A 25,245-nucleotide genomic window follows, 5' to 3' on the forward strand; every position below is an offset into this window, starting at 1 on the left:
CCTGACAACGCGCAGGGGAATGCGGAGCCCTCCCCCTGCGGACCTCCCCCCGTGTGGGGGAGATGGCCGGCAGGCCAGAGGGGGGTCCCCGCCACACTCGGGCAAGCACTCAGACACGCCAAGGCAAGCCCCAACAGACACGCACCCACCGGAGCCCGCCCGTGACCCTGCCCCATGACGCCCTCTCCCGCCTGATCCGTCCCCGGACCATCGCCGTCTTCGGCGGCAAGGAGGCGCGGCGCGTCATCGAGCAGTGCGACCGCATGGGCTTTTCCGGTGCCATCTGGCCGGTTCACCCGAAACTCGACGAGATCGCCGGCCGCCCCTGCTACCGCAGCGTTGCCGACCTGCCGGACGCGCCCGACGCCTCCTTCATCGGCGTCAACCGGGAACTCACCATCGACATCGTCACAAGCCTTGCCGCGCGCGGGGCTGGCGGCGGCGTGTGCTACGCCTCCGGCTTTCTTGAGGCCGCCGCCGAACTGCCGGATGGCCCGGCCTTGCAGCAGCGGCTCGTGGAAGCCGCCACCGGCATGGCCGTGCTCGGCCCCAACTGCTACGGCTTCATCAACATGCTCGATGGCGCCCTGCTGTGGCCCGACCAGCACGGCATGACCCGTGTGGAGCGCGGCGTCGCTATCCTCACCCAGTCCTCCAACATCGCGCTGAACCTGACCATGCAGCGCCGCGGCCTGCCGCTCGCCTATCTCATGACGGCCGGCAACCAGGCCCAGACGGGTCTCTGCGACCTCGCCATCGCGGCGCTCGAAGACCCGCGCGTCACCACCGTCGGCCTGCATGTCGAAGGCTTCGACAGCATCGCCTCCCTCGAACGGCTGGCGACACGCGCGCGCGAACTGAAGAAGCCGGTGATCGTGCTGAAGGTCGGCAAGTCCGAGGCCGCCCGCGCCGCGACGGTCTCGCACACGGCCTCGCTCGCCGGCAACGACGCCGTCTCCTCCGCGCTGCTTTCCCGCCTCGGCATCGGCCGCGTCGAGACCCTGCCGGAAATGCTGGAAACGTTGAAGCTCCTGCATGCCCACGGCGCGCTTGCCGGCCGTGCCGTCTCCTCCATGAGCTGTTCGGGCGGCGAGGCTTCGCTGGTCGCCGATGCCGGAGTGGGTCGCCGCATCGCATTCCGGGCCCTGAAGGACGAGCAGCGTCAACCACTGCGTACGGCTCTCGGGCCCATGGTGGCGCTCGCCAATCCGCTCGACTACCACACCTTCGTCTGGGGTGACCGCGACCGGCAGGCCGCCGCCTTCGGCGCGATGATGGCCGGCGGCTACGACCTCAACCTACTGGTGCTTGATTTCCCCCGCGCCGATCGCTGCAACGGCGCGGACTGGGACACGACCACGGATGCCGTCATGGATGCGGCCCGCGCCACCGGCGCCGTCGCCGGCATCGTCGCCAGCATGGCGGAGAACATGCCGGAAGAGGTCGCCGAACGCCTGATGGCGCAGCGCATCGTGCCCTTCTCTGGCATCGATGAAGCGCTCGCCGCAGTCGAGATCGCCGCCGACATCGGCGAGGCCTGGGCCGCCCCCGCGCCTGTCCCGCTGCTAACGACACCGCCCTCCTCCGGTGAGGCCGAGGTTCTGACTGAAGCCGAAGCCAAGGCCGAGCTTGCCGCCGCCGGCCTGCCGGTCCCCCAAGGCATTACCGCCGAAAGCCCCGAGGCCGCCGCAGCCGCCGCCGAGACCCTCGGCTTCCCCGTGGTCCTCAAGGGCCTCGGCGTCGCCCACAAGACCGAGGCCGGCGCCGTTATCCTCAACCTCGCCGATCCCACCGCCGTGCGGCAGGCGGCAGAGCGCATGGCCGGGGTGGCGGCAGGCTTCCTTGTCGAGCGCATGGTGGCAAAGCCGGTCGCCGAACTCATCATCGGGGCGCTGCGCGATCCCGTCGCCGGCCCCGTCCTGACCCTTGGCGCCGGCGGCATTCTCGTGGAACTGCTGGAAGACTCGGCGGTCCTGACCCTGCCCACCGACGAATCGACCATCCGCTCGGCGATTTCAGGCCTCAGGATATCCCGCCTGCTGGCCGGCTACCGTGGCGGCCCGCCCGGCGATATCGACGCCCTTGTCGCGACCGTCGCCGCGGCGGCGAATTACGTCACCGCAAAGGCTGCCGAACTGGAAGAACTCGACATCAACCCCGTGATGGTGCTGCCCGAAGGCCAAGGTGTCTTCGTGGCCGATGCGCTGATCAGCCGAAGGAGAGGCCCATGACCGACCCGATCCGCACCCGCCGCGAGGGCGGCATCCTCGAAGTCACCATCGACCGGCCCAAGGCCAACGCCATCGATCTGGTGACAAGCCGCATCATGGGTGGCATCTTCCAGGATTTTCGTGACGACGAGAGCCTGCGCGTCGCCATCATCACCGGCGCGGGGGAAAAATTCTTCTGCCCCGGCTGGGACCTGAAGGCGGCGGCCGCCGGCGACGCCGTGGATGGCGACTACGGTGTCGGCGGCTTCGGCGGCATGCAGGAGCTGCGCGATCTCAACAAGCCGATCATCGCCGCCATCAACGGCATCTGCTGTGGCGGCGGGCTGGAGATCGCGCTCTCCACCGACCTCATCCTCGCCGCCGAACACGCCACCTTCGCGCTTCCCGAGATCCGGTCCGGCACGGTCGCGGACGCCGCCTCCATAAAGCTGCCGAAGCGCATTCCCTACCACATCGCCATGGACATGCTGCTGACCGGCCGCTGGCTGGATGCGGCCGAAGCCCACCGCTGGGGCTTCGTCAATGAGATCCTGCCCGCCGACACGCTGATGGACCGTGCCTGGGCGCTCGCCCGCCTGCTCGAAAGCGGCCCGCCGCTCGTCTATGCCGCCATCAAGGAAGTGGTGCGCGAGGCCGAAGGCGAGGCCTTCCAGACGACGATGAACAAAGTCACCCGTCGGCAATTGCGCACCGTGGACGTGCTCTACGGCAGCGAAGACCAGCTGGAAGGCGCCCGCGCCTTTGCCGAGAAGCGCGACCCGGTCTGGAAGGGCCGGTAGACCGCACCCATGCCAACCACCCATCTTGCATAAGGAGAATTTATTCAACGACCAGACAATCAACAGGTTACATCCTTGGCCGCGAACGTTAAGCTCGGCACCGAAGATGAACGTTTGAGGCTGGAGGGCGGGGTCAGGCATCCCCTCCAAAGCCTGCAAGACCGGCAGGAAGACCGGCATGCATCGGATCAGAATCAAAGGCGGAAACGCCAAGCCAGAAGGGAACTGGAAATGAGCGATTACGAAAATTACCTCGCCCGGCAGGTCATGCTCGGCAAGATGAACCGCCGTGAATTCATCGGCCGCACGCTGGCAGCCGGCGTGGCGCTTTCCGCCGCCGGCACGCTGTTTGCAACCAGCGCCGCCGCCCAGGAACCGAAGCGCGGCGGCCACCTGAAGCTCGGCCTCGAAGGCGGCTCGGCGACCGACAGCAACGATCCTGCCAAGTTCCTCTCGCAGGTGATGTTCTGCATCGGCCGTTGCTGGGGCGACATGCTCGTCGAGAGCCACCCGACCACCGGCGCGCCCGTGCCGGCCCTTGCCGAAAGCTGGGAACCCTCCGCCGATGCGGCGACCTGGACCTTCACGATCCGCAAGGGCGTCAAGTTCCACGATGGCAAGGAACTGACGCTCGATGACGTCATCAAGACCCTGCAGCGCCATACGGACGAGAAGTCCGAATCCGGTGCTCTCGGCGTCATGAAGTCGATCAAGGAAATCAAGGCCGACGGCGACAAGCTGGTTCTGGTTCTGACGGAAGGCAATGCGGACCTGCCGCTGCTGCTCACCGACTACCACCTCGTCATCCAGCCGGGTGGCGGCTATGACAATCCGGCCGCCGGCATCGGCACCGGCCCCTATGTGCTCAAGAGCTTCGAGCCGGGCGTGCGCGCCACGCTGGAGCGCAACGCAGACGACTGGCGCACCGATCGCGGCTATGTGGACTCGGTCGAGATCATCAACATGAACGATGCGACCGCCCGCATCGCGGCGCTCTCATCCGGCCAGGTTCACTACATCAACCGCGTCGACCCGAAGACGGTGGACCTCCTGAAGCGCGCGCCCACCGTGGAGATCCTCTCCACCTCCGGCCGCGGCCACTACGTCTTCATCATGCACTGCAACACGGCGCCCTTCGACAACAACGACCTGCGTCTGGCACTGAAATACGCCATGGACCGCGAAACGATGGTCAAGACCATCCTCGGCGGCTACGGCAAGGTGGGCAACGACTTCCCAATCAACGACACCTATGCCCTCTTCCCCGAAGGCATCGAGCAGCGCGCCTATGATCCGGACAAGGCGGCCTTCCATTTCAAGAAGTCCGGCCATTCCGGTCCGGTCCTCCTGCGCACCTCGGACGTTGCCTTCCCCGGCGCGGTGGATGCCGCCGTTCTCTATCAGGAAACGGCAAAGAAGGCCGGCATCGAGATCGAGATCAAGCGCGAGCCCGGTGACGGCTACTGGTCGAACGTGTGGAATGTGCAGCCCTTCTCCACCTCCTACTGGGGCGGCCGCCCGACCCAGGACCAGATGTATTCCACCGCCTATCTGTCGACGGCGGACTGGAACGACACGCGCTTCCTGCGGCCCGACTTCGACAAGATCCTGCTGGAAGCCCGCTCGGAACTCGACGAGGCCAAGCGCAAGGACATGTATCGCACCATGGCGATGATGGTGCGCGACGAAGGCGGCCTGATCCTGCCGATGTTCAACGACTTCGTGAATGCATCGAGCAAAAAGGTGAAGGGCTACGTGCACGACATCGGCAACGACATGTCGAACGGTTACGTCGCCACGCGCGTCTGGCTCGAAGCGTGATGGCAGCGCCGGGCTCCGCAAGCGGCCCGGGACAGGCGAACGACACCGGCGCGGGTGGCCCCCACCCGCGCGATCGTTCCGTTTCCGGAAATGCATCCGCATCCCATCCGACAGCCGCTCCGGCCGCAGGCCTCGTTTCACCCGGCCCGTGGCGGCGCTTTGCGCGGCGGCAGCCGCTGGCGGCGCTGATCCTGAAACGCCTCGGCCTCAGCGTCGGCCTGCTGTTTGCCGTCTCGCTGATGATCTTTGGCGGCGTGGAGGCGCTGCCCGGCGATTTCGCGACGACCTATCTCGGCCAGTCCGCAACGCCCCAGGCCGTCGAGAACATCCGCAAAGACCTCGGCCTCGATCGACCCGTGACGGAACGCTATCTGTCCTGGCTCGGCGGCGCCCTGACGGGCGATTTCGGAACCTCCTGGGCCTCGCGCAATTCGGTCAGCGAACAGATCGGCAAGCGTCTCGGCAATTCGCTCTTCCTCGCCGCCTTCGCCGCCGCCATCTCCGTGCCACTGGCGATCGCGCTCGGCATGATCGCGGTGCAGTTCCGCAACCGATTGCCGGATCGCATCATCAACGTCGTCTCGCTGGCGGCCATCTCCCTGCCGGAATTTTTCGTGGGCTATCTGCTCATCCTGTTCTTCGGCGTGAAATTCGGCATCGCCACGTTTCCCGCCACGGTCTACGATGGCATGTCCTTTTCCGATCGCGTTTCGGCGATCGCGCTTCCGACAGCCACGCTGGTACTCGTCGTTCTCGCCCACATGATGCGCATGACGCGGGCCGCTATCCTCAACGTCATGTCCTCCCCCTATGTCGAGACGGCGGAACTGAAGGGCCTCGGCGCCTTCCGCATCATTGCACGCCATGCCGCACCGAACGCGGTTGCGCCGGTCGTCAACGTCGTGGCCTTGAACCTCGCCTACCTTGTGGTCGGCGTCGTCGTGGTCGAGGTGGTCTTCGTCTATCCCGGCATGGGCCAGTACATGGTGGATGCGGTGACGGTGCGCGACATGCCGGTCGTCCAGGCCTGCGGCCTCATCTTCGCGGCCTTCTACATCTTCCTCAACATGGCGGCCGACATCATCGCCATTCTCGCCAATCCCCGCCTCAGACATCCCCGGTGAGGAGAAGCCGATGCCCTTCAAGACCCAGCCCCGGAAGACCTTTAGCCTGAACGCCATCCCCTTGAGCGCCATGATCGGCCTTGCCGGCATCGCCATCGCGCTGATCTGCGCCCTCTTCGCCCCCTGGCTCGCGCCGCATGGCGAGACGGAGGTTGTCGGGCCGATCTGGCTGCCGATGAGCAGCGAATATCTGCTCGGCACGGACAATCTCGGCCGCGACCTGCTCTCGCGCCTCATCTTCGGCGCCCGCACCACGATCTTCGTGGCGCTCGCGGCCACCGTCATCTCCTTTTCGCTCGGCATGCTCCTGTCCTTCACCGCCGCGGTCACCGGCGGCTTCGTGGATCAGGGCCTGTCGCGCCTCAACGATCTCATGATGGCGATCCCGACACTGATCTTCGCGCTCGTCGTCCTCGCCGTCCTGCCGCAGAACATCTGGATCCTGATCATCGTGATGGCGATCCTCGACTCGACCCGCGTCTTTCGCATCGGCCGCGCCGTGGCGCTCGATGTCGCGGTGATGGAGTTCGTGGAAGCGGCCCGGTTGCGCGGCGAAGGTTCGGTCTGGATCATCTTCCGCGAAATCCTGCCCAACACGCTGTCGCCGCTGCTTGCGGAATTCGGCCTGCGCTTTGCCTTCTCCATCCTTTTCCTCTCCACCCTCTCCTTCCTCGGCCTTGGCATCCAGCCGCCGGCCGCCGACTGGGGCGGCATGGTGAAGGACAACAAGGACGGCATCATCTTCGGCATTTCCGCAGCCCTCATCCCCGGAACGGCGATTGCCACGCTTGCCATCTGCGTCAACCTCGTCGTGGACTGGCTGATGAAGAGAACCTCGAGCCTGAAGGGAGGACGCGGCGATGTCTGAGATCCTGTCCGTCCGCAACCTCAAGATCGAGGCGACCAGCTACCCGCCCGGCGAGCCACCGAAGACGGTGACGCTGGTCGAAGACGTCGGCTTCACGCTGGAAAAGGGCAAGGTGCTGGGTCTCATCGGCGAATCCGGCGCGGGCAAATCGACGATCGGCCTCTCCGCCATGGCCTATGGCCGCGGCGGCGTTCGCATCACCGGCGGCGAGGTGATGCTGGACGACAAGGACCTGCTGACGCTCGACCGGGCCGGCATCCGCGATATCAGGGGCCGCCGCGTCTGCTACGTCGCCCAGTCGGCCGCTGCTGCTTTCAACCCGGCCCACCGCCTCGGCGACCAGGTGATCGAGGCGACCGTGCGCCACGGCATCCTCAGCCGGCCGGAAGCAAGGAAACGGGCCCGCCATCTCTTCCGGGTGCTTGGCCTTCCCAGTCCCGAAACCTTCGGCGACCGTTTCCCGCACCAGGTTTCGGGTGGCCAGTTGCAGCGCGCCATGACCGCCATGGCGCTGTGCCCCAACCCCGAACTCATCGTTTTCGACGAGCCGACCACCGCGCTCGACGTGACGACGCAGATCGACGTGCTCGCCGCCATCAAGCACGCCATCGCCGAAACCGGCGTTGCCGCGCTTTATATCACCCACGACCTTGCCGTCGTGGCGCAGATTTCCGATCACATCATGGTGCTGCGCCATGGCCGCATGGTGGAATACGGCACGACGCAGCAGATCATCGAGGCGCCGAAGGAAGACTACACGCGGGCGCTGGTGAGCGTGCGCCAGACGCTGCGGGAGGAAGCCAAAGACCAGTCGGCCCGCTATCTTTCGATCGAAAACGTCACGGCCGGCTACTCGAACAGCTTGCGCGTGCTCCATGATGTGTCGCTGCATCTGCCGAAGGGTCAGACCCTGGCGGTCGTCGGGGAAAGCGGCTCCGGCAAATCGACGCTCGCGCGCGTCATCACCGGCCTTCTGCCGCCCATCGACGGCAAGATCGTCTTCGACGGGGAGACCCTGCCGGCCGCGTTGAAGAACAGGTCTAAGGATCAGTTGCGCCGCATCCAGATGATCTACCAGATGGCCGATACGGCCATGAACCCGCGCCAGACGGTGCGCGATATCATCGGCCGCCCCTTGAGCTTCTATTTTGGCCTTTCCGGCAAGGAAAAGACCGCCCGCGTCAAGGAACTGCTCGACCAGATCGAGATGGGAGCCCGCTTCCTCGACCGATACCCGGCCGAACTCTCCGGCGGCCAGAAGCAGCGTGTCGCCATCGCCCGGGCGCTCGCCGCCAAGCCCGACCTGATCCTCTGCGACGAACCGACCTCGGCACTCGACCCGCTGGTCGCCGAAGGCATTTTGACCCTGCTCGCCCGCCTGCAGGACGAAACCGCCGTCTCCTACCTCTTCATCACCCACGATATCGCCATCGTCCGCGCCATCGCCGACGCCGTCGCCGTCATGTATCGCGGCCGGCTCGTCCGCTTCGGTCCGAAATCCAAGGTCCTCTCGCCCCCCTTCGACGACTATACCGACCTCCTCTTGAAATCCGTGCCCGAGATGGAGATCGGCTGGCTGGAACGTGTGCTCTCGGAACGGCGCATGGAAAGCGGGGGATATTGACGGGCGCTGGAACCGCGGCTGGGTTGGCTTCTTGCGAATGCGCCCCTGAAGGCCGATGACGTGCCGATGCGAGGACCAGAGGCCGGCTTCGGTGGAGCTATCGAGTGACCTGCACCTCACGCCGATCCGAGCAGAAAATTATGCTTTCAACGCGTCTTGCACGCCACGTCCCCGAGCCGCGTCGCCGCCTTGCCTTCCAGCGTCACGGTCGCCTCGCTGCCCGCGCCGCAGGTGGTCGCGTCCGTCACGCCGGGTTTGAAGTATACCGCCGATTGGCCCTCGATGCGGATCGAGGGCAGGATGTCGTAGAGCGCCGGCGGGCAGTTGGCGACGTCGGAGAGGCGCAGCGCCGGCTGGCCGCCAATCATCACGCTTGCCGCGCCCGAAAGGGCGCAGGCCGGAATTTTGGCTGCATCTTCCGCCACCACTGGCGTGGACACGAAGATCAGGCCGACAAGACATGACGCCGGGCGCATCGGCGGTCCCTTTCCTTTTCCGTCGGCAGCGTCGCCGGACGGGCCAGCATGAACCAGAAGCAGCCGCGATGAAAAGCCCCTCCTCAAGCCGCCCCTTCACCGTCATCGAAAATGACTGGATCACCCTTGCCGACGGCACGCGGCTCGCCGCCCGCATCTGGATGCCGGATGGCGCCGAGGCCGATCCCGTGCCGGCCGTGCTGGAATTCCTGCCCTATCGCAAGCGCGACGGCACCAGCCCGCGCGACGAATCCACCTACCCGGTCTTTGCGAGCGCCGGCATAGCCGGCGTGCGCGTCGACATCAGGGGCTCGGGCGAATCGGACGGCGTGATCGATGGGGAATATACGCCGCGCGAACTTTCCGACGCCTGCGAGATCATCGACTGGATTGCACGCCAGCCGTGGTCGAACGGATCGGTCGGCATGATGGGCATCTCCTGGGGCGGCTTCAACTGCCTGCAGGTGGCGGCCCTGAAGCCGCCGGCGTTGAAAGCCGTCATCTCGATCGCCTCCACCGTCGATCGCTACAATGACGACATCCACTACAAGAACGGCTGCCATCTCTCGGCCCAGCTTTCCTGGGCCGCCACCATGCTCGGCTACCAGTCCCGCTCGCCCGATCCCGAACTCGTCGGCGAGCGCTGGCGCGAGATGTGGCTCGAGCGCCTTGAGGGCGAGCCTTTCTTCCTGGAAGAATGGCTGAGCCACCAGCGTCGCGACGGCTTCTGGAAACACGGCTCGATCTGCGAAGACTTCGATGGCTTCCCGGTCCCCGCTCTCGTCATTGCCGGCTGGGCGGATGGCTATCGCAACACGCCGGTCAAAGCGCTCGAAGGTCTCGGCGATCGCGCCCGCGCGCTGATCGGCCACTGGGTGCACAAATACCCGCATTTCGCCTGGCCGAAGCCGCGCATGGACTTCCACGCCGAGGCTATTGCCTGGTGGAAGCGCTGGCTTTCCGGCGAGGAGACCGGCGTCGAGGCCCTGCCGCCGATGCGCGCCTATATTCTCGACGGGCCAAAGCCGGCGCTGCGCCGGAACGCCGATCCCGGCATCTGGGTGGCGGTCAAGGACTGGTCCGACCGCCCGACCGCCACCTTTGCCGTTGCCGCCGACGGACGGCTCGCCCGCGATCCCGCCGACCGCGCGAAAGCCCGCGCCTTCATCCGTTCGCCGCTCGACACCGGCACGATGAGCGGCGAATATTTCACCCTGAAGCCCGACGCCGAAATGGCGCTCGACCAGCGCGGCGACGATGCGGGCTCGCTGGTCTACGAGACCGCGCCGCTGACCGATGCGGTCACCGTGCTCGGCATGCCCGATCTCGATCTCGTCCTCGCATGCACCGCGGAGCGCGCCAACATCGCCGTCCGCCTCGTCGATATCCACCCGGATGGGACCGCCACCCGCGTCGCCTTCGGCGTGCTGAACCTCACCCACCGCAACGGCAACGAGACGCCGGAGCCCCTGCCGCCGGGCAAAGACGTACCGGTGCGGGTGACGCTGGATGCCTGCGGCTACCGCTTCGCGCCCGGCCACCGCATCCGCCTCTCCATCTCCACAAGTTACTGGCCGATTATCCTGCCGCAGCCGGAAGACCCGGGCCTCACCATCGATGCCGGCTGGCTGACGCTCTCCCTACCGCTGCTCGGCGCGCATGAGCACATCACCGTGCCAGAGCCTGAGAACCCGAACCCGCTGCCGACCTATATCGAGCACGCCCCCGGCCGCACCAGCCGCCGCGTCGAGCGCGATCTGACCACCGGTCTTACCCACTACCGTATCCTTGAGGATACCGGCCTCTTCGAGCACCCCGGCACCGGCCTTTCAACCCGCGAGGTGCGCGAGGAGACGTGGTCAATCGACCCCGCCAATCCGCTCTCCATGACCGGCACCTCCACCTGGACCTGCGAGGCCAGCCGCCCCGGCTGGCAGGTGAGGACCGTCGCCACGGCCCGCCTCGCCTGCACCGCGACCGACTGGCTGACCTCAGCCGACGTGACCGCCTTTGAGGGCGAGACGCAGGTGTTCGAGAAGCACTTCGAGAAGGTGATCGCGCGCGACTTCATGTGAGGAGGATCACGGCTGGCGTGACTTGCCTCCGGACATGAGGGCAAGTCACGCCAACGAACGCTCCATCGTCCTCGGGCTTGACCGACGAATCATGCAGCCTTTTGCAACTCTGGCGGTAGAGATTCGGAGCCTGTGAGAACACGATCGCCGCCGTAACGTCGGCTGGCGCGCTTTGACGGCTTATGCACGTGGCAAGACGTCTCACCTTCCGTCATCCCGCACTCGATGCGGGATCCAGCCAGCCCAAGTCCTTGGGCTGAGAGACTTTTTTGACGTGCGGACGCACGTCATCTGGATGCCGGATCTAGTCCGGCATGACGGAGAAGATAGGAGTTTACCCTCGGTGTCATCAAGACTTGAAGCGGACAGCACCGGGAGAAGCTAAGGGAGGAGGTTTAAGTCCATGGAACAACGTAAGAGTGCTCCGGTCAAGCAGTCGAGCCGTCCTCCTGCCCCTCACCCCGCCCGCGCCATCCGCGCCACCGCCGCACACAGCGCGGCAAACCCAGCCGCCGCGCCTTCGCTCATGAATCGGGCCCGCAACCAGGCGTGGACCATCTGCGGCTCCTCGCGGAACCAGACCTCGACGCCCGCCATAGCCAGTCGCGCCGCATAGGCCCGGCCATCATCGCGCAAGGGATCGAAATAGGCGACCGTGATGAAGGTGGGCGGCAGGCCGGAGAGGTCGGCGGCGGCGAGCGGGAAAGCGTGTGGATGCCCCTCCGGCGCGGCATACACGTCGCGATAATAACGCACATCGGCTGTCGTCAGGCCCGGCGCTTCGGCCATCTCTGCGTAGGAGCCGGAGATGAGATCGCCGCCGAGCGCCGGATAGACAAGCGCCTGACCGGTCACGCCGACAAGCCTCGCATCCCGCGCTTTCAGCACCACGCCCGCCGCCAGATTGCCGCCGGCGCTGTCGCCGATCACGACGACCGTCCGGCCCTCGGAAATCAGGGAGGCGAGCACCGCAAAACTGTCGTCGAAGGCGGCAGGCCAGACATGCTCCGGCGCAAGCCGGTAGTCGACAGCGACCAGCACGGCCCCCACCGCGGCGGCAATCTCGCCGCAGATCGCGTGATGGCTTTCCAGCGACCCGACGACAAAGCCACCACCGTGCAGGTAAAGCAGCACGGTGTCGGTCGAGACGGCAACAGGCCGATACCACCGCACAGGAATGCGCGCCTCGACCATCCGGTCCTCCGTGCTCATCCCCTCGGGCAGTGGCGGCGAAAACTGCGCGCACAGCGCGTCGTAATATCCGCGCTGCTCGGTAATCGTCGCATTGACGGCGTCGGCGGGATAGAAGGCATCGCATGTCGCCAGAAAGGCGAGAATGCCGGCTTCGGTGGGGCTTTGGGCTTTGGTCATGGAGGTGTCGATGCTGTTCCTCTGTGACGCGTCAGGTGCGATGCAGCGCGAGATTGACGCCGAGCCCGACCAGCACCGCGCCGCCGAGCTTCTGCATCACCTGCTGCACCCGGCCGGAACGCTTCAACCGCTTCAGGATCAGGCCCGCCAGCAGCACGCAGCCGACATCGGCCAGCGAGAAGATCAGATTGACGATCGTGCCGAGGATGAGCAACTGCCCCCAGATTGGCAGAGACGCGGACGCATCGACGAACTGCGGCAGAAAAGCGAGGAAGAACAAGGCTGTCTTCGGGTTCAGCGCCTCGACCGATACGCTCTCGAAAAAGGCGCGGCGCCCATCCTTCGGCGGGATGGCGGTGGCGGCAGCCTCCCGCTCCGCGCGCTTGAAGAACAGCTTGAGGCCGAGAAAGACGAGATAGGCCGCGCCGGCAAATTTCGCCGCCGCATAGAGCACCGGCACCGCATGGAACAGCGCCGACAGACCGGCCGCCGCGGCGATCACATGCACATAGCCGCCGACCTGAATGCCGAGGGCCGCCATCAAGCCGGAACGCGTGCCGCGTGCCACGGTCTGCGCCGCCGTATAGAGCATCGCCGGCCCCGGCATGACGGCAAAGAGCATGGTGGTCGCCAGGAAGGCGATGAGAAGCTCGGTCGATGGCATCAGCGTTTCCCCGTTGCGAACCCCGCAAGCGGCCATCTTTCCTGCCGTCAGCCCGGGCTGGCAAGCACAATCATCATCCGGCCCCGGAGCGCACAGCTTTTCCTGCGACCCCTTGCCCGCTTTCGTGGGAGCGGCGTATCTAGGCCATGGCCTTCACGCTTCGCCAGTTGCAATATTTCGTCGCCGTCGCCGAGCAGGGCTCCGTGACGCGCGCCGCGCAGAATCTCTCCATTTCGCAATCCTCCATCACCGAGGCGATCAAGGAACTGGAAGGCGATCTCGGCGTCAGCCTGTTCGAGCGCCATCCGCGCGGCCTGTCCATCACCCATAACGGCCACCAGTTCCTGCGCCACGCCACCAAGATCCTCGCCGACGTTTCCGATGCCCGCCGCTCCTTTTCGCAGCCCGCCTCGGAACTGAAGGCGACACTCAACCTTGGCGTCACCTCCCTTGTCGCCGGCTATGTGCTCTCCGATCTGCTCGCGCGCTATCGCCGCGCCTGCCCGGGCGTCGAGGTCTCCGCCATCGAGGACAATGGCTCCTATCTCGAGCACCTCCTGGTAGGCGGCGAGCTCGACGTGGCGGTGATGGTCATCTCGAACCTGCGCGACCGCATGGCGCTGCAGGCCGAGATCATCGAGACCTCGCCCTATCGCCTCTGGCTGCCGCTCGGCCATCCCCTCGTGTCGGCCGACATCATCTCCGTCGCCGACATCGCGAAGGAGCCGCTGATCATGCTGACGGTGGACGAAATCGAGGAGAACACCGGCAAGCTGCTCTCGGCGCTCGGCGCCCGCCCGCATGTCGCCTTCCGCACCCGCTCGGTGGAGGCGGTCCGCAGCCTCGTCGCCACCGGCGCCGGCATCGCGCTCCTGCCCGACCTCGTCTACCGCCCCTGGTCGCTGGAAGGCGACCGCATCGAAAGCCGCGACGTCTCCGGCGCGTTGCCGGTCGTGCAGGTCGGCATGGTCTGGCGCAAGGGCTCGGGCCTTCCCCAGTCCGCGCGCGACTTCATCGGCGTGGCGGAAGCCTTGCGCAGCGGACGGATGCGCTGACCGCGCAGCCCATCTATCGGTATTTCCGATATCGCCATTCTGTTTAATGAATTTGCGAATGCGGCCAAAGGACGGCACCTTCATCTTCGGGAACAACGAGGCCGCCAAAGGCGGCTCACCAAACCGGGAGATCGACGATGAAGACCGTCCTCAAGTCCTGCACCGCACTTGCTCTTTCCTTGTCCTTCGCCACCGCCGCCATTGCCCAGGAGCCCCTGAAGGCGCTCGGTGCAGGCGAAGGCGAAGTCTCGATCGTCGCCTGGGCCGGCTATATCGAACGCGGCGAGACCGACAAGAATTACGACTGGGTCACCGATTTCGAAAAGCAGACGGGCTGCAAGGTCTCGGTCAAGACCGCCGCCACCTCGGACGAAATGGTGGCGCTGATGAACGAGGGCGGCTTCGACCTCGTCACCGCCTCCGGCGATGCTTCGCTCCGCCTCATCGCCGGCAAGCGCGTGCAGCCGATCAACACCGACCTGATCCCGAGCTGGAAGACGGTGGACGAGCGCCTGCAGAACGCGGCCTGGAACACGGTCAACGGCGTGCATTACGGCACCCCCTATCTCTGGGGCCCGAACGTGCTGATGTACAATACCGAGGCCTTCAAGGATAAGCCGCCGACCAGCTGGAGCGTCGTCTTCGAAGAGCAGACCCTGCCCGACGGCAAGTCCAACAAGGGCCGCATCCAGGCCTATGACGGCCCGATCCACGTGGCGGACGCCGCCAACTACCTGATGTTCCACAAGCCGGAACTCGGCATCAAGGACCCCTACGAGCTCAACGAAGAGCAGTACAAGGCCGCCCTCGATCTGCTGCGCACCCAGCGCACCCTCGTCAACCGCTACTGGCACGATGCCATGATCCAGATCGACGACTTCAAGAACGAAGGCGTCGTCGCCTCCGGCTCCTGGCCCTTCCAGGTCAATCTGATGGAAGCCGAAAAGCAGCCGATCGCCTCCACCTTCCCTGAGGAAGGCGTCACCGGCTGGTCGGATACGACGATGATGCATGCCGAGGCCGCCCATCCCAACTGCGCCTACATGTGGATGGAGCATTCGCTCTCGCCCAAGGTGCAGGGCGATGCCGCCGCCTGGTTCGGCGCCGTTCCCTCGGTTCCCGCCGCCTGCAAGGGCAATGCGCTCCTGACCGACGAAGGTTGCAAGACCAACGGTTTCGACGACTTCGAGAAGATCAAGTTCTGGAAGACGCCGACCTCCAAATGCGCCAGCCAGGGCGAGTGCGTTCCCTATCACCGCTGGGTGTCCGACTATATCGGTGTCATCGGCGGCCGCTGATCTCAACGTCATGAGGGGCGCGGTCCGCCAATGGCAGGTGGCCTGACCTCCGGCCTGTCCGGGTGCATGGACCGCGGTTTCCTTCTCCCCAATTGACCGACGGACCGGGGCCGGGAGAAACCCCTCATCCGCCCTTCGGGCACCTTCTCCCCAAGGGGAGAAGAGGCATCGGCAAACCTTCTGTGGCTGCACAGCAGCCGCGGTCAGGCGATGCGCCCACCCCACGACCCTTCTCCCCTCGGGGAGAAGGTGGCGGCAGCCGGATGAGGGGCCTTCCCATTCACCCGAGCGACGAAACATGCCCGCCGAAATCACACGCACCATCCACGGAGCCCCACGATGACCGCTGCCGTTTCCTTCGAAGCCGTCTCACGCCATTTCGGCGCCGTGAAAGCGGTCGACAATGTGGACCTGGCGATCGCCGAGGGTGAATTCTTCGCCATGCTCGGCCCCTCCGGTTCCGGCAAGACCACGTGCCTGCGCCTCATGGCCGGTTTCGAGCAGCCGACGGCCGGCCATATCGAGATTTTCGGGGAGACGGCCGAGGGCGTGCCGCCCTACAAGCGCAGCGTCAACACCGTCTTCCAGGACTATGCCCTTTTCCCGCACATGACGATCGTCGAGAACGTTGCCTATGGCCTGATGGTCAAGGGTGTCGGCAAGGCCGAGCGGCTGAAGGCGGCCGAAGAGGCGCTCGCCATGGTCAAGCTGCCGGGCTACGGCACGCGCCGTCCCGGCCAGCTCTCCGGCGGCCAGCGCCAGCGCGTGGCCCTCGCCCGAGCGCTGGTCAACAAGCCGCGTGTGCTGCTGCTCGACGAACCCCTCGGCGCGCTGGACCTCAAGCTGCGCGAGCAGATGCAGGAGGAACTGAAAGGCCTGCAGAAATCCCTTGGCATCACCTTCGTCTTCGTCACCCATGATCAGGGCGAAGCCCTCTCCATGGCCGACCGCATCGCCGTCTTCAATGATGGCCGCATCCAGCAGCTCGGCACGCCGGAAGAGGTCTACAAGCGGCCACGCACCCGCTTTGTCGCCGATTTCGTCGGCTCCTCCAATGTGCTGACGCCCGATGTCGCCGCCCGCCTCGGCGGCCCCCGCAAGGATGCGAGCCTGAGACCCGAAGCGATCCGTCTCGGTGCTGCGGCCTCCGGCGAAACCGCCGTGACCGGCTGCCTCCTCTCCAGCGCTTTCCTCGGCGCCACCCACCGCCTGACGGTGGATGTCGAAGGCGCGCGCCTTGCGGTCAGCGCGCCGGCTGGCAGTCCGGTGCCGGCGATCGGCGAGGCCGTCACCATATCTTTCTCGCCCGCCGACCTGCACCCGATGGAGGCCGCATGACCAGCGCCACCCTCCCCGCAAGCATCACGAGGCGGGACCGCGGCCTGACCGGCCGCCTCTCCGACACGCTGTGGCGCCATCCGCAGCTTTTTGTCGCCATTCTGCTCATTCCGCCGCTGCTCTGGCTCGGCATCATCTATGTCGGCTCGCTCTTTGCGCTGCTCGCCCAGAGCTTCTTCTCGATCGACGATTTCTCCGGCCTCGTCACCTACGAGCTGACGCTCTCCACCTATGGCCAGCTCTGGAGCGATGCGAATTTCGACATCATCGTCCGCACCGTGCTGATGGCGGCGCTGGTAACCCTGGCCTCCGCCGTCGTCGCCTTCCCCATCGCCTATTATGCCGCGCGCTACGCCAGGGGCCGCATGAAGGCCTTCTTCTACCTCGCCGTCATGCTGCCGCTCTGGTCGAGCTATCTCGTCAAGGTCTATGCCTGGAAGCTCATCCTCGCCAAGGAAGGCATCCTCACCTGGTTTGTCGGCAAACTGCACCTCACATGGCTGCTCGATGCCTGGCTGGCACTGCCGATCATCGGCGGCTCCTCGCTCTCGGTCAGCTACACTGGAACCTTCCTCGTCTTCCTCTACGTCTGGATGCCCTTCATGATCCTGCCGATCCAGGCGTCGCTGGAGCGCGTGCCGGGCAATCTCATCGAAGCCTCCGCCGATCTCGGCGCCACGCCCGGCCAGACCTTCCGCAGCGTCATCTTTCCGCTCGCCCTGCCCGGCATCGTCGCCGGTTCCATCTTCACCTTCTCGCTGACGCTCGGCGACTACATCATTCCGCAGATCGTCGGTTCCTCGCGCCTCTTCATCGGCCAGGCCGTCTATGCCCAGCAGGGCACGGCCGGCAACATTCCGCTCGCGGCCGCCTTCTCGGTCGTGCCCATCGTCATCATGGCGCTCTACCTCACCGCCGCCAAACGCATGGGGGCCTTCAATGCGCTCTGACCGCTCGACCTCCGCCCCCTTGCCGCTGAAGATCGCCGCCGGCGCAGGCCTTCTCTTCCTGCATGTGCCGATCCTCATCATCTTCCTCTACGCCTTCACCACGGAGGAAAAGAGCTACCAGTTTCCGCCGCCGGGCCTGACGCTGCAATGGTTTGCCGTCACCTGGAACCGGCCGGATGTCTGGGCGGCGCTGACGCTCTCCGTCAAGGTTGCATCCATCGCGACAGTGATCGCGCTGGTGCTGGGAACGCTGACGGCCGCCGCCGTCAGCCAGACGCGCTTCTTCGGCCGCGAGGCGGTCTCGCTGCTCGTCATCCTGCCCATCGCGCTGCCCGGCATCATCACCGGCATCGCATTGCGCTCGGCCTTCTCGATCCTCGACATTCCCTTCTCCACGTGGACCATCGTGCTGGGCCACGCGACCTTCTGCATCGTCGTGGTCTACAACAATGCGGTGGCCCGCTTCCGGCGCATATCCGGCTCGCTGGTGGAAGCCTCGATGGATCTTGGCGCCGATGGCTTCCAGACCTTCCGCTATGTGATCCTGCCCAATATCGGCACGGCGCTTCTGGCCGGCGGCATGCTCGCCTTTGCGCTGTCCTTCGACGAGGTCATCGTCACCACCTTCACCGGCGGCCAGCAGTCCACGCTGCCGATCTGGATGCTCGAAGAGCTGATCCGTCCGCGCCAGCGCCCTGTCACCAACGTGGTCGCCATGGTCGTGGTGCTTGTCACCTTCCTGCCGATCCTCGCCGCCTATTACCTCACCCGCGACGGCGATCAGGTCGCCGGCAGCGGCAAATGACGATTTGAGAAAAGGGAGATCTCTCATGGACACTGAACTCTTGATCGGTTCCCGCTTCGAGGCCGGCACGGAAGCGGAGGAAAAAATCCTCAACCCGAAAACGGGCGGCGAGATCATCGCGCTGCCCGAAGCCTCCCACGCGCAGGTGGAGGCCGCCGTCGATGCCGCCGAAGGCGCCTTCGTCGCCTGGTCGCAGACGACGCCCGCCGAGCGCGCCGGATACCTTCTGAAGATCGCCGACGCGATCGAAAAGGACGCCGACGCCTTCGCGGCGCTGGAATCGCTCAATTGCGGCAAGCCGATCAATGCCGTGAAGAACGACGAACTGCCAGCCATCGTCGATTGCTGGCGCTTCTTCGCCGGCGCGATCCGCAACCTCCATGCCCCGGTCTCCGGCGAATATCTGCCCGGCCATACCTCGATGATCCGCCGCGACGCTGTCGGCATCATCGGCTCCATCGCGCCGTGGAACTATCCGCTGATGATGATGGCGTGGAAGCTCGCCCCGGCGCTGGCCGGCGGCAACACGGTCGTCTTCAAGCCCTCCGAACAGACGCCGCTGACGGCGCTGAAGATGGCCAGGCTCCTCGCAGAAATCCTGCCGGAAGGCGTCGTCAACATCGTCCTCGGTCGCGGCGAGACGGTCGGCAACGCGCTGATCAACCACCCCAAGATCGCGATGGTCTCCATCACCGGCGACATCGCCACCGGCAAGAAGGTGCTGACCGCCGCCTCCAAGACGGTCAAGCGCACCCATCTCGAACTCGGTGGCAAGGCCCCCGTCATCGTCTATGACGATGCCGACCTCGAAGCCGTCGTCGCCGGCATTCGCACCTTCGGCTATTACAATGCAGGCCAGGATTGCACCGCCGCCTGCCGCATCTACGCCCAGGACGGCATTTACGAGAAGCTCGTCGCCGATCTCTCCGCCGCCGTCTCCACCATCCGCTACAATGAGGCCGACGACACCGAAAACGAAATCGGCCCGCTGATCTCCAAGCGCCAGCGCGACCGTGTGGCAAGCTTCGTCGAACGCGCCAGTGAGCAGAAGCACATCGAGATCACGGCCGGGGGCGCGCTCGGCTCAGAGCAGGGCTTCTTCTTCCAGCCGACGGTCGTGGCCGGCGCCACGCAGGACGACGAGATCGTGCGCCGCGAGGTCTTCGGCCCGGTCGTCTCCGTCACCCGCTTCTCCGATGCCGATCAGGCGGTCGTCTGGGCCAATGACAGCGACTACGGCCTCGCTTCCTCCGTCTGGACGAAGGATATCGGCCGCGCCATGAAGGCCGCCGCGCGGCTGCAATATGGCTGCACCTGGATCAACACCCACTTCATGCTGACGAACGAGATGCCGCATGGCGGCGTCAAGCAGTCCGGCTATGGCAAGGACATGTCGATCTACGCACTGGAGGACTACACGGCCGTCCGCCACATCATGATCGCTCACGGCTGATCCGCAGCGGGTCCCTTTCCGCCCTTATGGGTCACCGCCGGCTTTCCAATGAAGCCGGCGGAACTTTTCGCTCTTTCACGCGTCATCTTCACGCAAAACGTGGAGAACCAACATGTTGAAATGGGCCCTTATTTTCTTCGTCGTCTCGCTGATCACCGGCTTCCTCGGATTTTCCGGCGTATCGGCCGCAACCGCCTCGATCGCCAAGATCCTCTTCTTCATCGCCGTCGCGATCTTCCTCGTCTTCCTGGTGCTGGCGCTGATGGCCGGCGCTGCCGTGACGTGATCCGACCACCGCTTGACTGCCCGAGACCCGGCTTGCCCCGCAAGCCGGGTCTTGTTGCATCGGAACAACGCAACAGCTTTAACGCCCAAAAATCATGATGGATTAAGTCAACTTAAACTCGACGGCGCAGGAAAAGATGATAATACGAGTCATCTTTTGACCTCAGTTCCGACGAGTTTCCGACATGAAGCCTCACTCCGCCATCACCCGCTCCCTTTTCCTTCTCGCGCTGACCGGCACGGCCCTGTCGCCGTTTTCCACCGGCCGGGCGCAGGAGAACGGGTCCGCGACGGCGCTTGAAGCCGTCATCGTCAATGGCGGCAGCGGCGGCGTGATCACCGGCGAGGGCTATGTCGGCACCAGCAGCGCAACGGGTGCCAAGACCGATACGCCCTTCATCAAGACGCCGCAGTCGATCTCCTCGGTCACGCAAAAGCAGCTTGAAGATCGCAATCCGCAGAGCCTCTCGGACGTGATTGCCTATACGCCCGGCACGCGCGTCGGCGCCTATGGCTTCGACCCGCGCTTCGACAGCTTCACCGTGCGCGGCTTCGACGTCACCTACACCGGCATCTTCCGCGACAATCTGCGCCAGCCCGCCGCCGGTTCCTCCATCTTCAAGACGGAACCCTACGGGCTGGAAGGCGTCTCCATCCTGCGCGGCCCGTCTTCCGCACTCTATGGCGCAACCGGTGCCGGCGGCCTCTACAACCTCATCAGCAAGCGGCCGACGGAAGAGCCTCTGCGCGAAGTCGGCGTGCAGCTCGGCACCAACAACCGGTACCAGGGCCAGTTCGATTTCTCCGGCCCGGTCAACGAGACGGACCCGCTCTATTATCGCATGACCGGCCTGCTGCGCTCGGCCGATACCGAACAGGTATCCGTTCCCGACGACCGCGCCTATCTGGCGCCGGCCTTCACCTGGAAGCCGGACGAGGATACGCGTCTCACCGTGCTCGGCGAATATTCCCGCACGGAGACCGGCGGCACGGCGGCCTACTACAATGACCCGACAGGCCGGGTGACCGACATCTTTGGCGGCAATCCCGCCTTCAACGAAAGCATCCAGAAGCAGGGCCGGATCGGCTACGAATTCGAGCACCGGCTGAACGAGACCTTCGTCATTCGCCAGAATGCGCGCCTCTCCACCCTGCACACCAACGCGGACTGGGCCTTTGCCTATCAGCCGAACGCCATCGATCCGCTCCTGCTCGATTCCAGTGCCGGCACCTTCGACGAGCGCATGACGGCCTTCGTCATCGACAACCAGTTGGAGGCGACCTTCGACACCGGCGGTCTCGACCATACGCTGCTGACCGGCATCGACCTCACGAAATTCCGCTGGACCAGCCTCAACGGCTACGGCGCGACACCGCCGCTCGATACGCGAAACCCAAACGCCGGCCGCCCGACCGCGCCGATCGCCTACCAGACGCGCGCGGTGCAGGATCAGCTTCAGGCCGGCATCTACATGCAGGACCAGATGCGCTATGACGCCTGGACCTTCACGCTGGGCGGTCGCTACGACGTGGTGCGCTCCGATTCCGATGCGACGACCCTGGCCACCGGCGTCACGACCACGACCAAGCAGACGGATCGTGCGTTTTCCTGGCGCGCCGGCGTGACCTACGAGACCGATTTCGGGCTCAATCCCTATGCCAGCTACTCCACCGCTTTCTCACCCAATGCCGGCATCAGCATCGAGACCGGACGTCCGTTCAAGGCGACGGAAAGCGAGCAGCAGGAAGTGGGCGTCAAATATCTCCTGCCCGATACCAACACGCTCTTGACCGCCGCTCTCTTCAACATCGAGCAGACGAACGGCCTCTATTACGAGGTGGTGAACCTGCCGAGCGGCCCCGCCAACATTCAGGTGCAGCGCGGCAAGCTGCGCTCGCGCGGGCTTGAGCTGGAGGCAGCGACCAGCCTCGACAACGGCCTCTCGCTGATCGCCTCCTACACTTATACCCAGATGAAGATCATCGAGGGACCGGCAGGCACGGTCGGCAACGACGTCTCCTCCGTTCCACGCCACATGGCGTCGCTGTGGGCGCATTACGCCCTGCCGGAAGATGGACCGCTCTCCGGTCTCGGCATCGGCGGCGGCGTGCGCTTCATCGGCGAAAGCTATGGCAGCGACCGGAACACCACGAAGAACGGGGCCCGCGCCCTCGTCGATGCTGCGGTCGATTTCGACTTTGGGGCAGTCGACAAGAAATATGAGGGCCTGAAGCTGCAGGTGAATGCGACGAACCTCTTCGATCGCCGCGACCCCGTCTGCTCGGCAGCCTTCTGCTACCGGGATCAGGGCCGCGCGGTCATCGGCACGCTGAAGTACAACTGGTGACCGGATGAGCGGAAGCATCGAAACCAGTCTTCTGTCGCGGGCCTTCACCGGCCCGCATGCCTGGTGCGGCGAAAAGGTCGTGGCCGCCGAATCCCTTTCCGATGCCATGCCGCTCCCCGATTTCTTCCTCGGGGGCCATTTCGATGCCGTCATCGATGCGCGGTGCGCGGAAACGGGATGCTCCGACCGCCGTGCCATGGCCTCGCTCTGGTCGCTCTACTATTTCTCCTGTCTCGGCATTCCCTATGTCCTGGCGCGGCGGCTGGAGGGCGAAATGCTGCCGGTCGCCTTCGAGGACACCGTGATTGCACTGACGCCGGATGGCCTGCCGCGCGCCTTCGGCCTCTCCGGTCCCGTGGAGCAGGCCGCCGGTGACATCGGGGATGGTGTGCTCGCCACCCTTAATCCGCTGGTCACGGATCACTTTCGCGAAGCCGTCCGGCTGATGAAGGCGCATGGCGGCATTGCGCCAAAACTGGCCTGGAACAATGCCGCGGTCTACCTCGACTATGCCCTGCGCACGACGCTGAACGTCGAGCGCCTGCCGGAAGCCGACACGCTGGTCGAGGAGACCCTCCTGCCGGATGGCTCGCCTAACCCCTTCTGCGGCGCGTTGCGTTATGAGGACGAATCCGGAGCGCGCGTCTGTCGCCGCAAGGTCTGCTGCCTGCGCTACCTCGTGCCGGGCGTGGAAAGCTGCGGCAGCCTGTGCGCCCTGCCCTCCCAGCGAAACGCCGCCAGCACGCACTGAACGATCAGGATATCGCTGATGCCACTCGCTCGCTTCTCCGCAAGGCCGCTGTGCCGCCTGCTGCTGGTGCTCGCCTCCATCCTCTTCCTCGCGCCGCAGGGGCGCGCCGAACCGGAGGGATGGCCGCGCACCGTAACGGATTCGGCTGGTCGCAGCGTCGTGATATCCGCCCCGCCCGAACACATTCTTCTCGGCTCCGGCTTCAACCTCGTCGCCCTGTCCCTGATCGATCCCGATCCGGTGGCGCGGCTTGCCGGCTGGTCGCAGGACATGAAGAACGACAATCCGGAAATCTATGCGCGCTTCGTGAAGCGTTTCCCGGACCTTGCCAGCGTGCCGGAGATCGGTGCAGGCGACGGGCCGGACCTGAATATCGAGACGATCCTGTCCCTGAAGGCCGACCTTGCCATTCTCGCCTCCTGGCAGGTCGGCAATGAAAGCGGCGACCGGGCGATGCAGTATCTTTCCGACATGGGCGTGCCCGTGATCGTCGCCGACTTCGGCCACGACCCGCTTCAAGGAACGCCTCAAACCATGCGCATGCTTGGTCAGGCGCTCGGGCAGGAGGAAAAGGCCGAGGACTTCGCTCGCTTTTACGAGGATCATATCGACCGCATTCGCGCAAGGGTCAGCGCTTCGGCGTCGAAGGGACCGGACGTGCTCTTCCTTGCCTTCCCGCGAACCGACACCTGCTGCTGGGCCTTCGGCAGGGACGGGCTCGGCGCCTTCATCGAACTGGCGGGTGCCCGAAACGTCGTGGCTGACGGATTGCAGCCGTTCGGCGGCACCATCGGCCCGGAAACCATTATTGCTGCCAATCCCGACACTCTGATTGTTTCGGGTTCGCCGGGGGCAGCTTACAGCAGCCTTTCCATCGGCCCGGGCGTTGCGATCGCCGAAGCCCGGCAATCGCTTGAGGCGACGGCGGCGATGCCGGCCCTCGCACACATCAAGGCGGTGAAAGACAGGAAGGTTCACGCCATCTGGAACTTCTTCAATGCCGTGCCGCTCAATGTCGTGCTCGCGGATGCCTTTGCCCACTGGCTAAGACCGGATCTCTTTTCGGATCAGGACCCGTCAGCCACGCTTGATGAGATCAATCGCCGCTTTGCAGCCGTGCCCTTCGAGGGCGCGTACTGGGTCGATCTCGCCAGCGACCCGGCACACAAGTGACCGGACGGGACGCAGCGCTCACTTTCCCGCTATCCCGTTGGTTTTCCGGCATGAGATCGTTATAGTCCGCGCCGGAGGCCATGTATGATCTGGTTGTTGTTTGCCATTCCCGCCGTCGTGATCGTGTATCTTGCGGCGCGCTTCTCGCGTTTTCGTCATATTGCCGAACCCGTCGTCACCGTGGTCGTTGCCCTCGGCTTGATCGTTGCCGCCATCGTCTGGTGGATCGATGAGGCCCGCAGGCCGGCGGCCGAGATCGCGCCGCCCTCCGTGAACCGCCTTGATGGAGCCGCCGAGCGCGCGAAACTGACGATTTCCGACCTGTCCGTCGTCGAAAGCCGCCCGGCCGGCGTCTACCAGGCCAAGGGCACGATCACCAACGGCACCGAGCGCATGACGGACTATATCCGGCTCTCCCTCGAGCTTGAGGACTGCGCCGACAAGCCCTGCCGCCGCATCGGCGCGGATACGCCTCTCCTGCTCCTCTCGATCCTGCCAGGAGAAAGCAAGCCGTTCGACACGTTCGTCACGGTGCGCCCCGGTCCCCGGCCGGTCGTCGATCCGCGCTGGACAGCTGGCATTACCGACGCGCGCCTCTCCGATCCCTGAGCTAGAGGTCGGCCTGCGGAAAGGTGCGGAAATCGAACCCGCGCCGCGCGCAGGGCTGCCCCGCAAATGCCGCCCTGTACTTTTCGCCCGGCGCATTGTAAGGGAGCGCGCATGTGAAGGTCGGCGCTTTGCCGGCCAGGACTTTGC

The 25,245-nt window shown here is 65.3% G+C and carries 21 protein-coding genes; 18 read left to right on the top strand and 3 right to left on the bottom strand.

Annotated elements, in window-relative coordinates; genetic code table 11:
- The first annotated feature begins 161 nt into the window (after positions 1-161).
- The 6 genes from F3H41_RS05955 to F3H41_RS05980 all read left to right on the top strand — a co-directional run bounded on the left by F3H41_RS05955 (position 162) and on the right by F3H41_RS05980 (position 8,447).
- Positions 162-2,231 carry an acetate--CoA ligase family protein gene (locus tag F3H41_RS05955; protein WP_149737658.1) on the top strand — a complete coding sequence of 690 codons (2,070 nt, stop codon included), beginning with the start codon at positions 162-164 and terminating at the stop codon, positions 2,229-2,231.
- Complete coding sequence (locus F3H41_RS05960; protein WP_149737659.1) at positions 2,228-3,010, top strand: carnitinyl-CoA dehydratase; 783 nt, start codon at positions 2,228-2,230, stop codon at positions 3,008-3,010. Before F3H41_RS05955 ends, F3H41_RS05960 begins: the two co-directional genes overlap by 4 nt.
- 231 nt (positions 3,011-3,241) lie before the next feature.
- Complete coding sequence (locus F3H41_RS05965) at positions 3,242-4,831, top strand: ABC transporter substrate-binding protein (RefSeq protein WP_149737660.1); 1,590 nt, start codon at positions 3,242-3,244, stop codon at positions 4,829-4,831.
- A complete protein-coding gene (locus F3H41_RS05970) occupies positions 4,831-5,955 on the top strand; it encodes an ABC transporter permease (protein WP_149737661.1) in 1,125 nt (374 codons plus the stop codon). Before F3H41_RS05965 ends, F3H41_RS05970 begins: the two co-directional genes overlap by 1 nt.
- Positions 5,956-5,965: 10 nt before the next feature.
- Positions 5,966-6,823 (top strand): ABC transporter permease, encoded by an 858-nt coding sequence (locus F3H41_RS05975; RefSeq protein ID WP_149737662.1) that lies wholly within the window; start codon positions 5,966-5,968, stop codon positions 6,821-6,823.
- Positions 6,816-8,447 carry an ABC transporter ATP-binding protein gene (locus tag F3H41_RS05980; RefSeq protein ID WP_149737663.1) on the top strand — a complete coding sequence of 544 codons (1,632 nt, stop codon included), beginning with the start codon at positions 6,816-6,818 and terminating at the stop codon, positions 8,445-8,447. Before F3H41_RS05975 ends, F3H41_RS05980 begins: the two co-directional genes overlap by 8 nt.
- A 146-nt stretch (positions 8,448-8,593) precedes the next feature.
- On the opposite strand, the gene F3H41_RS05985 is transcribed toward F3H41_RS05980, so the two are convergent.
- On the bottom strand, positions 8,594-8,923 hold the full coding sequence (locus tag F3H41_RS05985; protein ID WP_149737664.1) for a PAAR domain-containing protein: 330 nt from the start codon (positions 8,921-8,923) through the stop codon (positions 8,594-8,596).
- A 68-nt stretch (positions 8,924-8,991) separates the two neighbouring features.
- On the opposite strand from F3H41_RS05985, the gene F3H41_RS05990 reads away from it, so the two are divergent.
- Complete coding sequence (locus tag F3H41_RS05990) at positions 8,992-10,998, top strand: CocE/NonD family hydrolase (RefSeq protein WP_149737665.1); 2,007 nt, start codon at positions 8,992-8,994, stop codon at positions 10,996-10,998.
- A 456-nt stretch (positions 10,999-11,454) separates the two neighbouring features.
- On the opposite strand, the gene F3H41_RS05995 is transcribed toward F3H41_RS05990, so the two are convergent.
- Complete coding sequence (locus F3H41_RS05995; protein ID WP_149737666.1) at positions 11,455-12,369, bottom strand: alpha/beta hydrolase; 915 nt, start codon at positions 12,367-12,369, stop codon at positions 11,455-11,457.
- A 31-nt stretch (positions 12,370-12,400) separates the two neighbouring features.
- Positions 12,401-13,033 (bottom strand): LysE family translocator, encoded by a 633-nt coding sequence (locus F3H41_RS06000; protein WP_149737667.1) that lies wholly within the window; start codon positions 13,031-13,033, stop codon positions 12,401-12,403.
- Positions 13,034-13,179: 146 nt separating this feature from the next.
- Here F3H41_RS06000 and F3H41_RS06005 point away from each other — a divergent pair, with 146 nt between their 5' ends.
- The 11 genes from F3H41_RS06005 to F3H41_RS06055 all read left to right on the top strand — a co-directional run bounded on the left by F3H41_RS06005 (position 13,180) and on the right by F3H41_RS06055 (position 25,098).
- Positions 13,180-14,088 carry a LysR family transcriptional regulator gene (locus F3H41_RS06005; protein WP_149737668.1) on the top strand — a complete coding sequence of 303 codons (909 nt, stop codon included), beginning with the start codon at positions 13,180-13,182 and terminating at the stop codon, positions 14,086-14,088.
- 137 nt (positions 14,089-14,225) lie between these two features.
- On the top strand, positions 14,226-15,386 hold the full coding sequence (locus tag F3H41_RS06010; RefSeq protein ID WP_149737669.1) for an ABC transporter substrate-binding protein: 1,161 nt from the start codon (positions 14,226-14,228) through the stop codon (positions 15,384-15,386).
- 339 nt (positions 15,387-15,725) lie between these two features.
- On the top strand, positions 15,726-16,724 hold the full coding sequence (locus F3H41_RS06015) for an ABC transporter ATP-binding protein (protein WP_149737670.1): 999 nt from the start codon (positions 15,726-15,728) through the stop codon (positions 16,722-16,724).
- A complete protein-coding gene (locus tag F3H41_RS06020) occupies positions 16,721-17,674 on the top strand; it encodes an ABC transporter permease (protein ID WP_149737671.1) in 954 nt (317 codons plus the stop codon). The genes F3H41_RS06015 and F3H41_RS06020 overlap by 4 nt, the downstream gene beginning before the upstream one ends.
- Complete coding sequence (locus F3H41_RS06025) at positions 17,664-18,479, top strand: ABC transporter permease (RefSeq protein ID WP_149737672.1); 816 nt, start codon at positions 17,664-17,666, stop codon at positions 18,477-18,479. Before F3H41_RS06020 ends, F3H41_RS06025 begins: the two co-directional genes overlap by 11 nt.
- A 25-nt stretch (positions 18,480-18,504) precedes the next feature.
- Complete coding sequence (locus F3H41_RS06030; RefSeq protein ID WP_149737673.1) at positions 18,505-19,932, top strand: gamma-aminobutyraldehyde dehydrogenase; 1,428 nt, start codon at positions 18,505-18,507, stop codon at positions 19,930-19,932.
- Positions 19,933-20,044: 112 nt separating this feature from the next.
- Positions 20,045-20,218 (top strand): DUF1328 domain-containing protein, encoded by a 174-nt coding sequence (locus tag F3H41_RS06035; RefSeq protein ID WP_149737674.1) that lies wholly within the window; start codon positions 20,045-20,047, stop codon positions 20,216-20,218.
- Between the two features lie 184 nt (positions 20,219-20,402).
- Positions 20,403-22,565, top strand: a complete 2,163-nt coding sequence (locus tag F3H41_RS06040; RefSeq protein WP_149737675.1) for a TonB-dependent siderophore receptor — start codon at positions 20,403-20,405, stop codon at positions 22,563-22,565.
- 4 nt (positions 22,566-22,569) lie between these two features.
- Positions 22,570-23,316, top strand: coding sequence for a siderophore-iron reductase FhuF (fhuF, locus tag F3H41_RS06045; RefSeq protein ID WP_149737676.1), 747 nt, complete (start codon positions 22,570-22,572; stop codon positions 23,314-23,316).
- Positions 23,317-23,334: 18 nt separating this feature from the next.
- Entirely contained in the window at positions 23,335-24,489 is a 1,155-nt protein-coding gene (locus tag F3H41_RS06050) for an ABC transporter substrate-binding protein (protein ID WP_149737677.1), read from the top strand.
- 84 nt (positions 24,490-24,573) lie between these two features.
- A complete protein-coding gene (locus F3H41_RS06055) occupies positions 24,574-25,098 on the top strand; it encodes a hypothetical protein (protein ID WP_149737678.1) in 525 nt (174 codons plus the stop codon).
- The last annotated feature ends 147 nt before the right edge of the window (positions 25,099-25,245 follow it).

The organism is Rhizobium sp. RU20A, assembly GCF_900155885.1.
Classification (GTDB): Bacteria; Pseudomonadota; Alphaproteobacteria; order Rhizobiales; family Rhizobiaceae; genus RU20A.

What these genes read in the sequence shown, in the direction of transcription:
- fhuF (WP_149737676.1), top strand. Translation starts at nt 22,570, where the DNA reads ATGAGCGGAAGCATCGAAACCAGTCTTCTGTCGCGGGCCTTCACCGGC.
- F3H41_RS05995 (WP_149737666.1), bottom strand. Translation starts at nt 12,369, where the DNA reads ATGACCAAAGCCCAAAGCCCCACCGAAGCCGGCATTCTCGCCTTTCTG.
- F3H41_RS06025 (WP_149737672.1), top strand. Translation starts at nt 17,664, where the DNA reads ATGCGCTCTGACCGCTCGACCTCCGCCCCCTTGCCGCTGAAGATCGCC.
- F3H41_RS06005 (WP_149737668.1), top strand. Translation starts at nt 13,180, where the DNA reads ATGGCCTTCACGCTTCGCCAGTTGCAATATTTCGTCGCCGTCGCCGAG.
- F3H41_RS05965 (WP_149737660.1), top strand. Translation starts at nt 3,242, where the DNA reads ATGAGCGATTACGAAAATTACCTCGCCCGGCAGGTCATGCTCGGCAAG.
- F3H41_RS05960 (WP_149737659.1), top strand. Translation starts at nt 2,228, where the DNA reads ATGACCGACCCGATCCGCACCCGCCGCGAGGGCGGCATCCTCGAAGTC.
- F3H41_RS06055 (WP_149737678.1), top strand. Translation starts at nt 24,574, where the DNA reads ATGATCTGGTTGTTGTTTGCCATTCCCGCCGTCGTGATCGTGTATCTT.
- F3H41_RS06040 (WP_149737675.1), top strand. Translation starts at nt 20,403, where the DNA reads ATGAAGCCTCACTCCGCCATCACCCGCTCCCTTTTCCTTCTCGCGCTG.
- F3H41_RS06050 (WP_149737677.1), top strand. Translation starts at nt 23,335, where the DNA reads ATGCCACTCGCTCGCTTCTCCGCAAGGCCGCTGTGCCGCCTGCTGCTG.
- F3H41_RS05990 (WP_149737665.1), top strand. Translation starts at nt 8,992, where the DNA reads ATGAAAAGCCCCTCCTCAAGCCGCCCCTTCACCGTCATCGAAAATGAC.
- F3H41_RS05975 (WP_149737662.1), top strand. Translation starts at nt 5,966, where the DNA reads ATGCCCTTCAAGACCCAGCCCCGGAAGACCTTTAGCCTGAACGCCATC.
- F3H41_RS06030 (WP_149737673.1), top strand. Translation starts at nt 18,505, where the DNA reads ATGGACACTGAACTCTTGATCGGTTCCCGCTTCGAGGCCGGCACGGAA.
- F3H41_RS05985 (WP_149737664.1), bottom strand. Translation starts at nt 8,923, where the DNA reads ATGCGCCCGGCGTCATGTCTTGTCGGCCTGATCTTCGTGTCCACGCCA.
- F3H41_RS05980 (WP_149737663.1), top strand. Translation starts at nt 6,816, where the DNA reads ATGTCTGAGATCCTGTCCGTCCGCAACCTCAAGATCGAGGCGACCAGC.
- F3H41_RS06015 (WP_149737670.1), top strand. Translation starts at nt 15,726, where the DNA reads ATGACCGCTGCCGTTTCCTTCGAAGCCGTCTCACGCCATTTCGGCGCC.
- F3H41_RS06010 (WP_149737669.1), top strand. Translation starts at nt 14,226, where the DNA reads ATGAAGACCGTCCTCAAGTCCTGCACCGCACTTGCTCTTTCCTTGTCC.
- F3H41_RS06020 (WP_149737671.1), top strand. Translation starts at nt 16,721, where the DNA reads ATGACCAGCGCCACCCTCCCCGCAAGCATCACGAGGCGGGACCGCGGC.
- F3H41_RS05970 (WP_149737661.1), top strand. Translation starts at nt 4,831, where the DNA reads ATGGCAGCGCCGGGCTCCGCAAGCGGCCCGGGACAGGCGAACGACACC.
- F3H41_RS06035 (WP_149737674.1), top strand. Translation starts at nt 20,045, where the DNA reads ATGTTGAAATGGGCCCTTATTTTCTTCGTCGTCTCGCTGATCACCGGC.
- F3H41_RS06000 (WP_149737667.1), bottom strand. Translation starts at nt 13,033, where the DNA reads ATGCCATCGACCGAGCTTCTCATCGCCTTCCTGGCGACCACCATGCTC.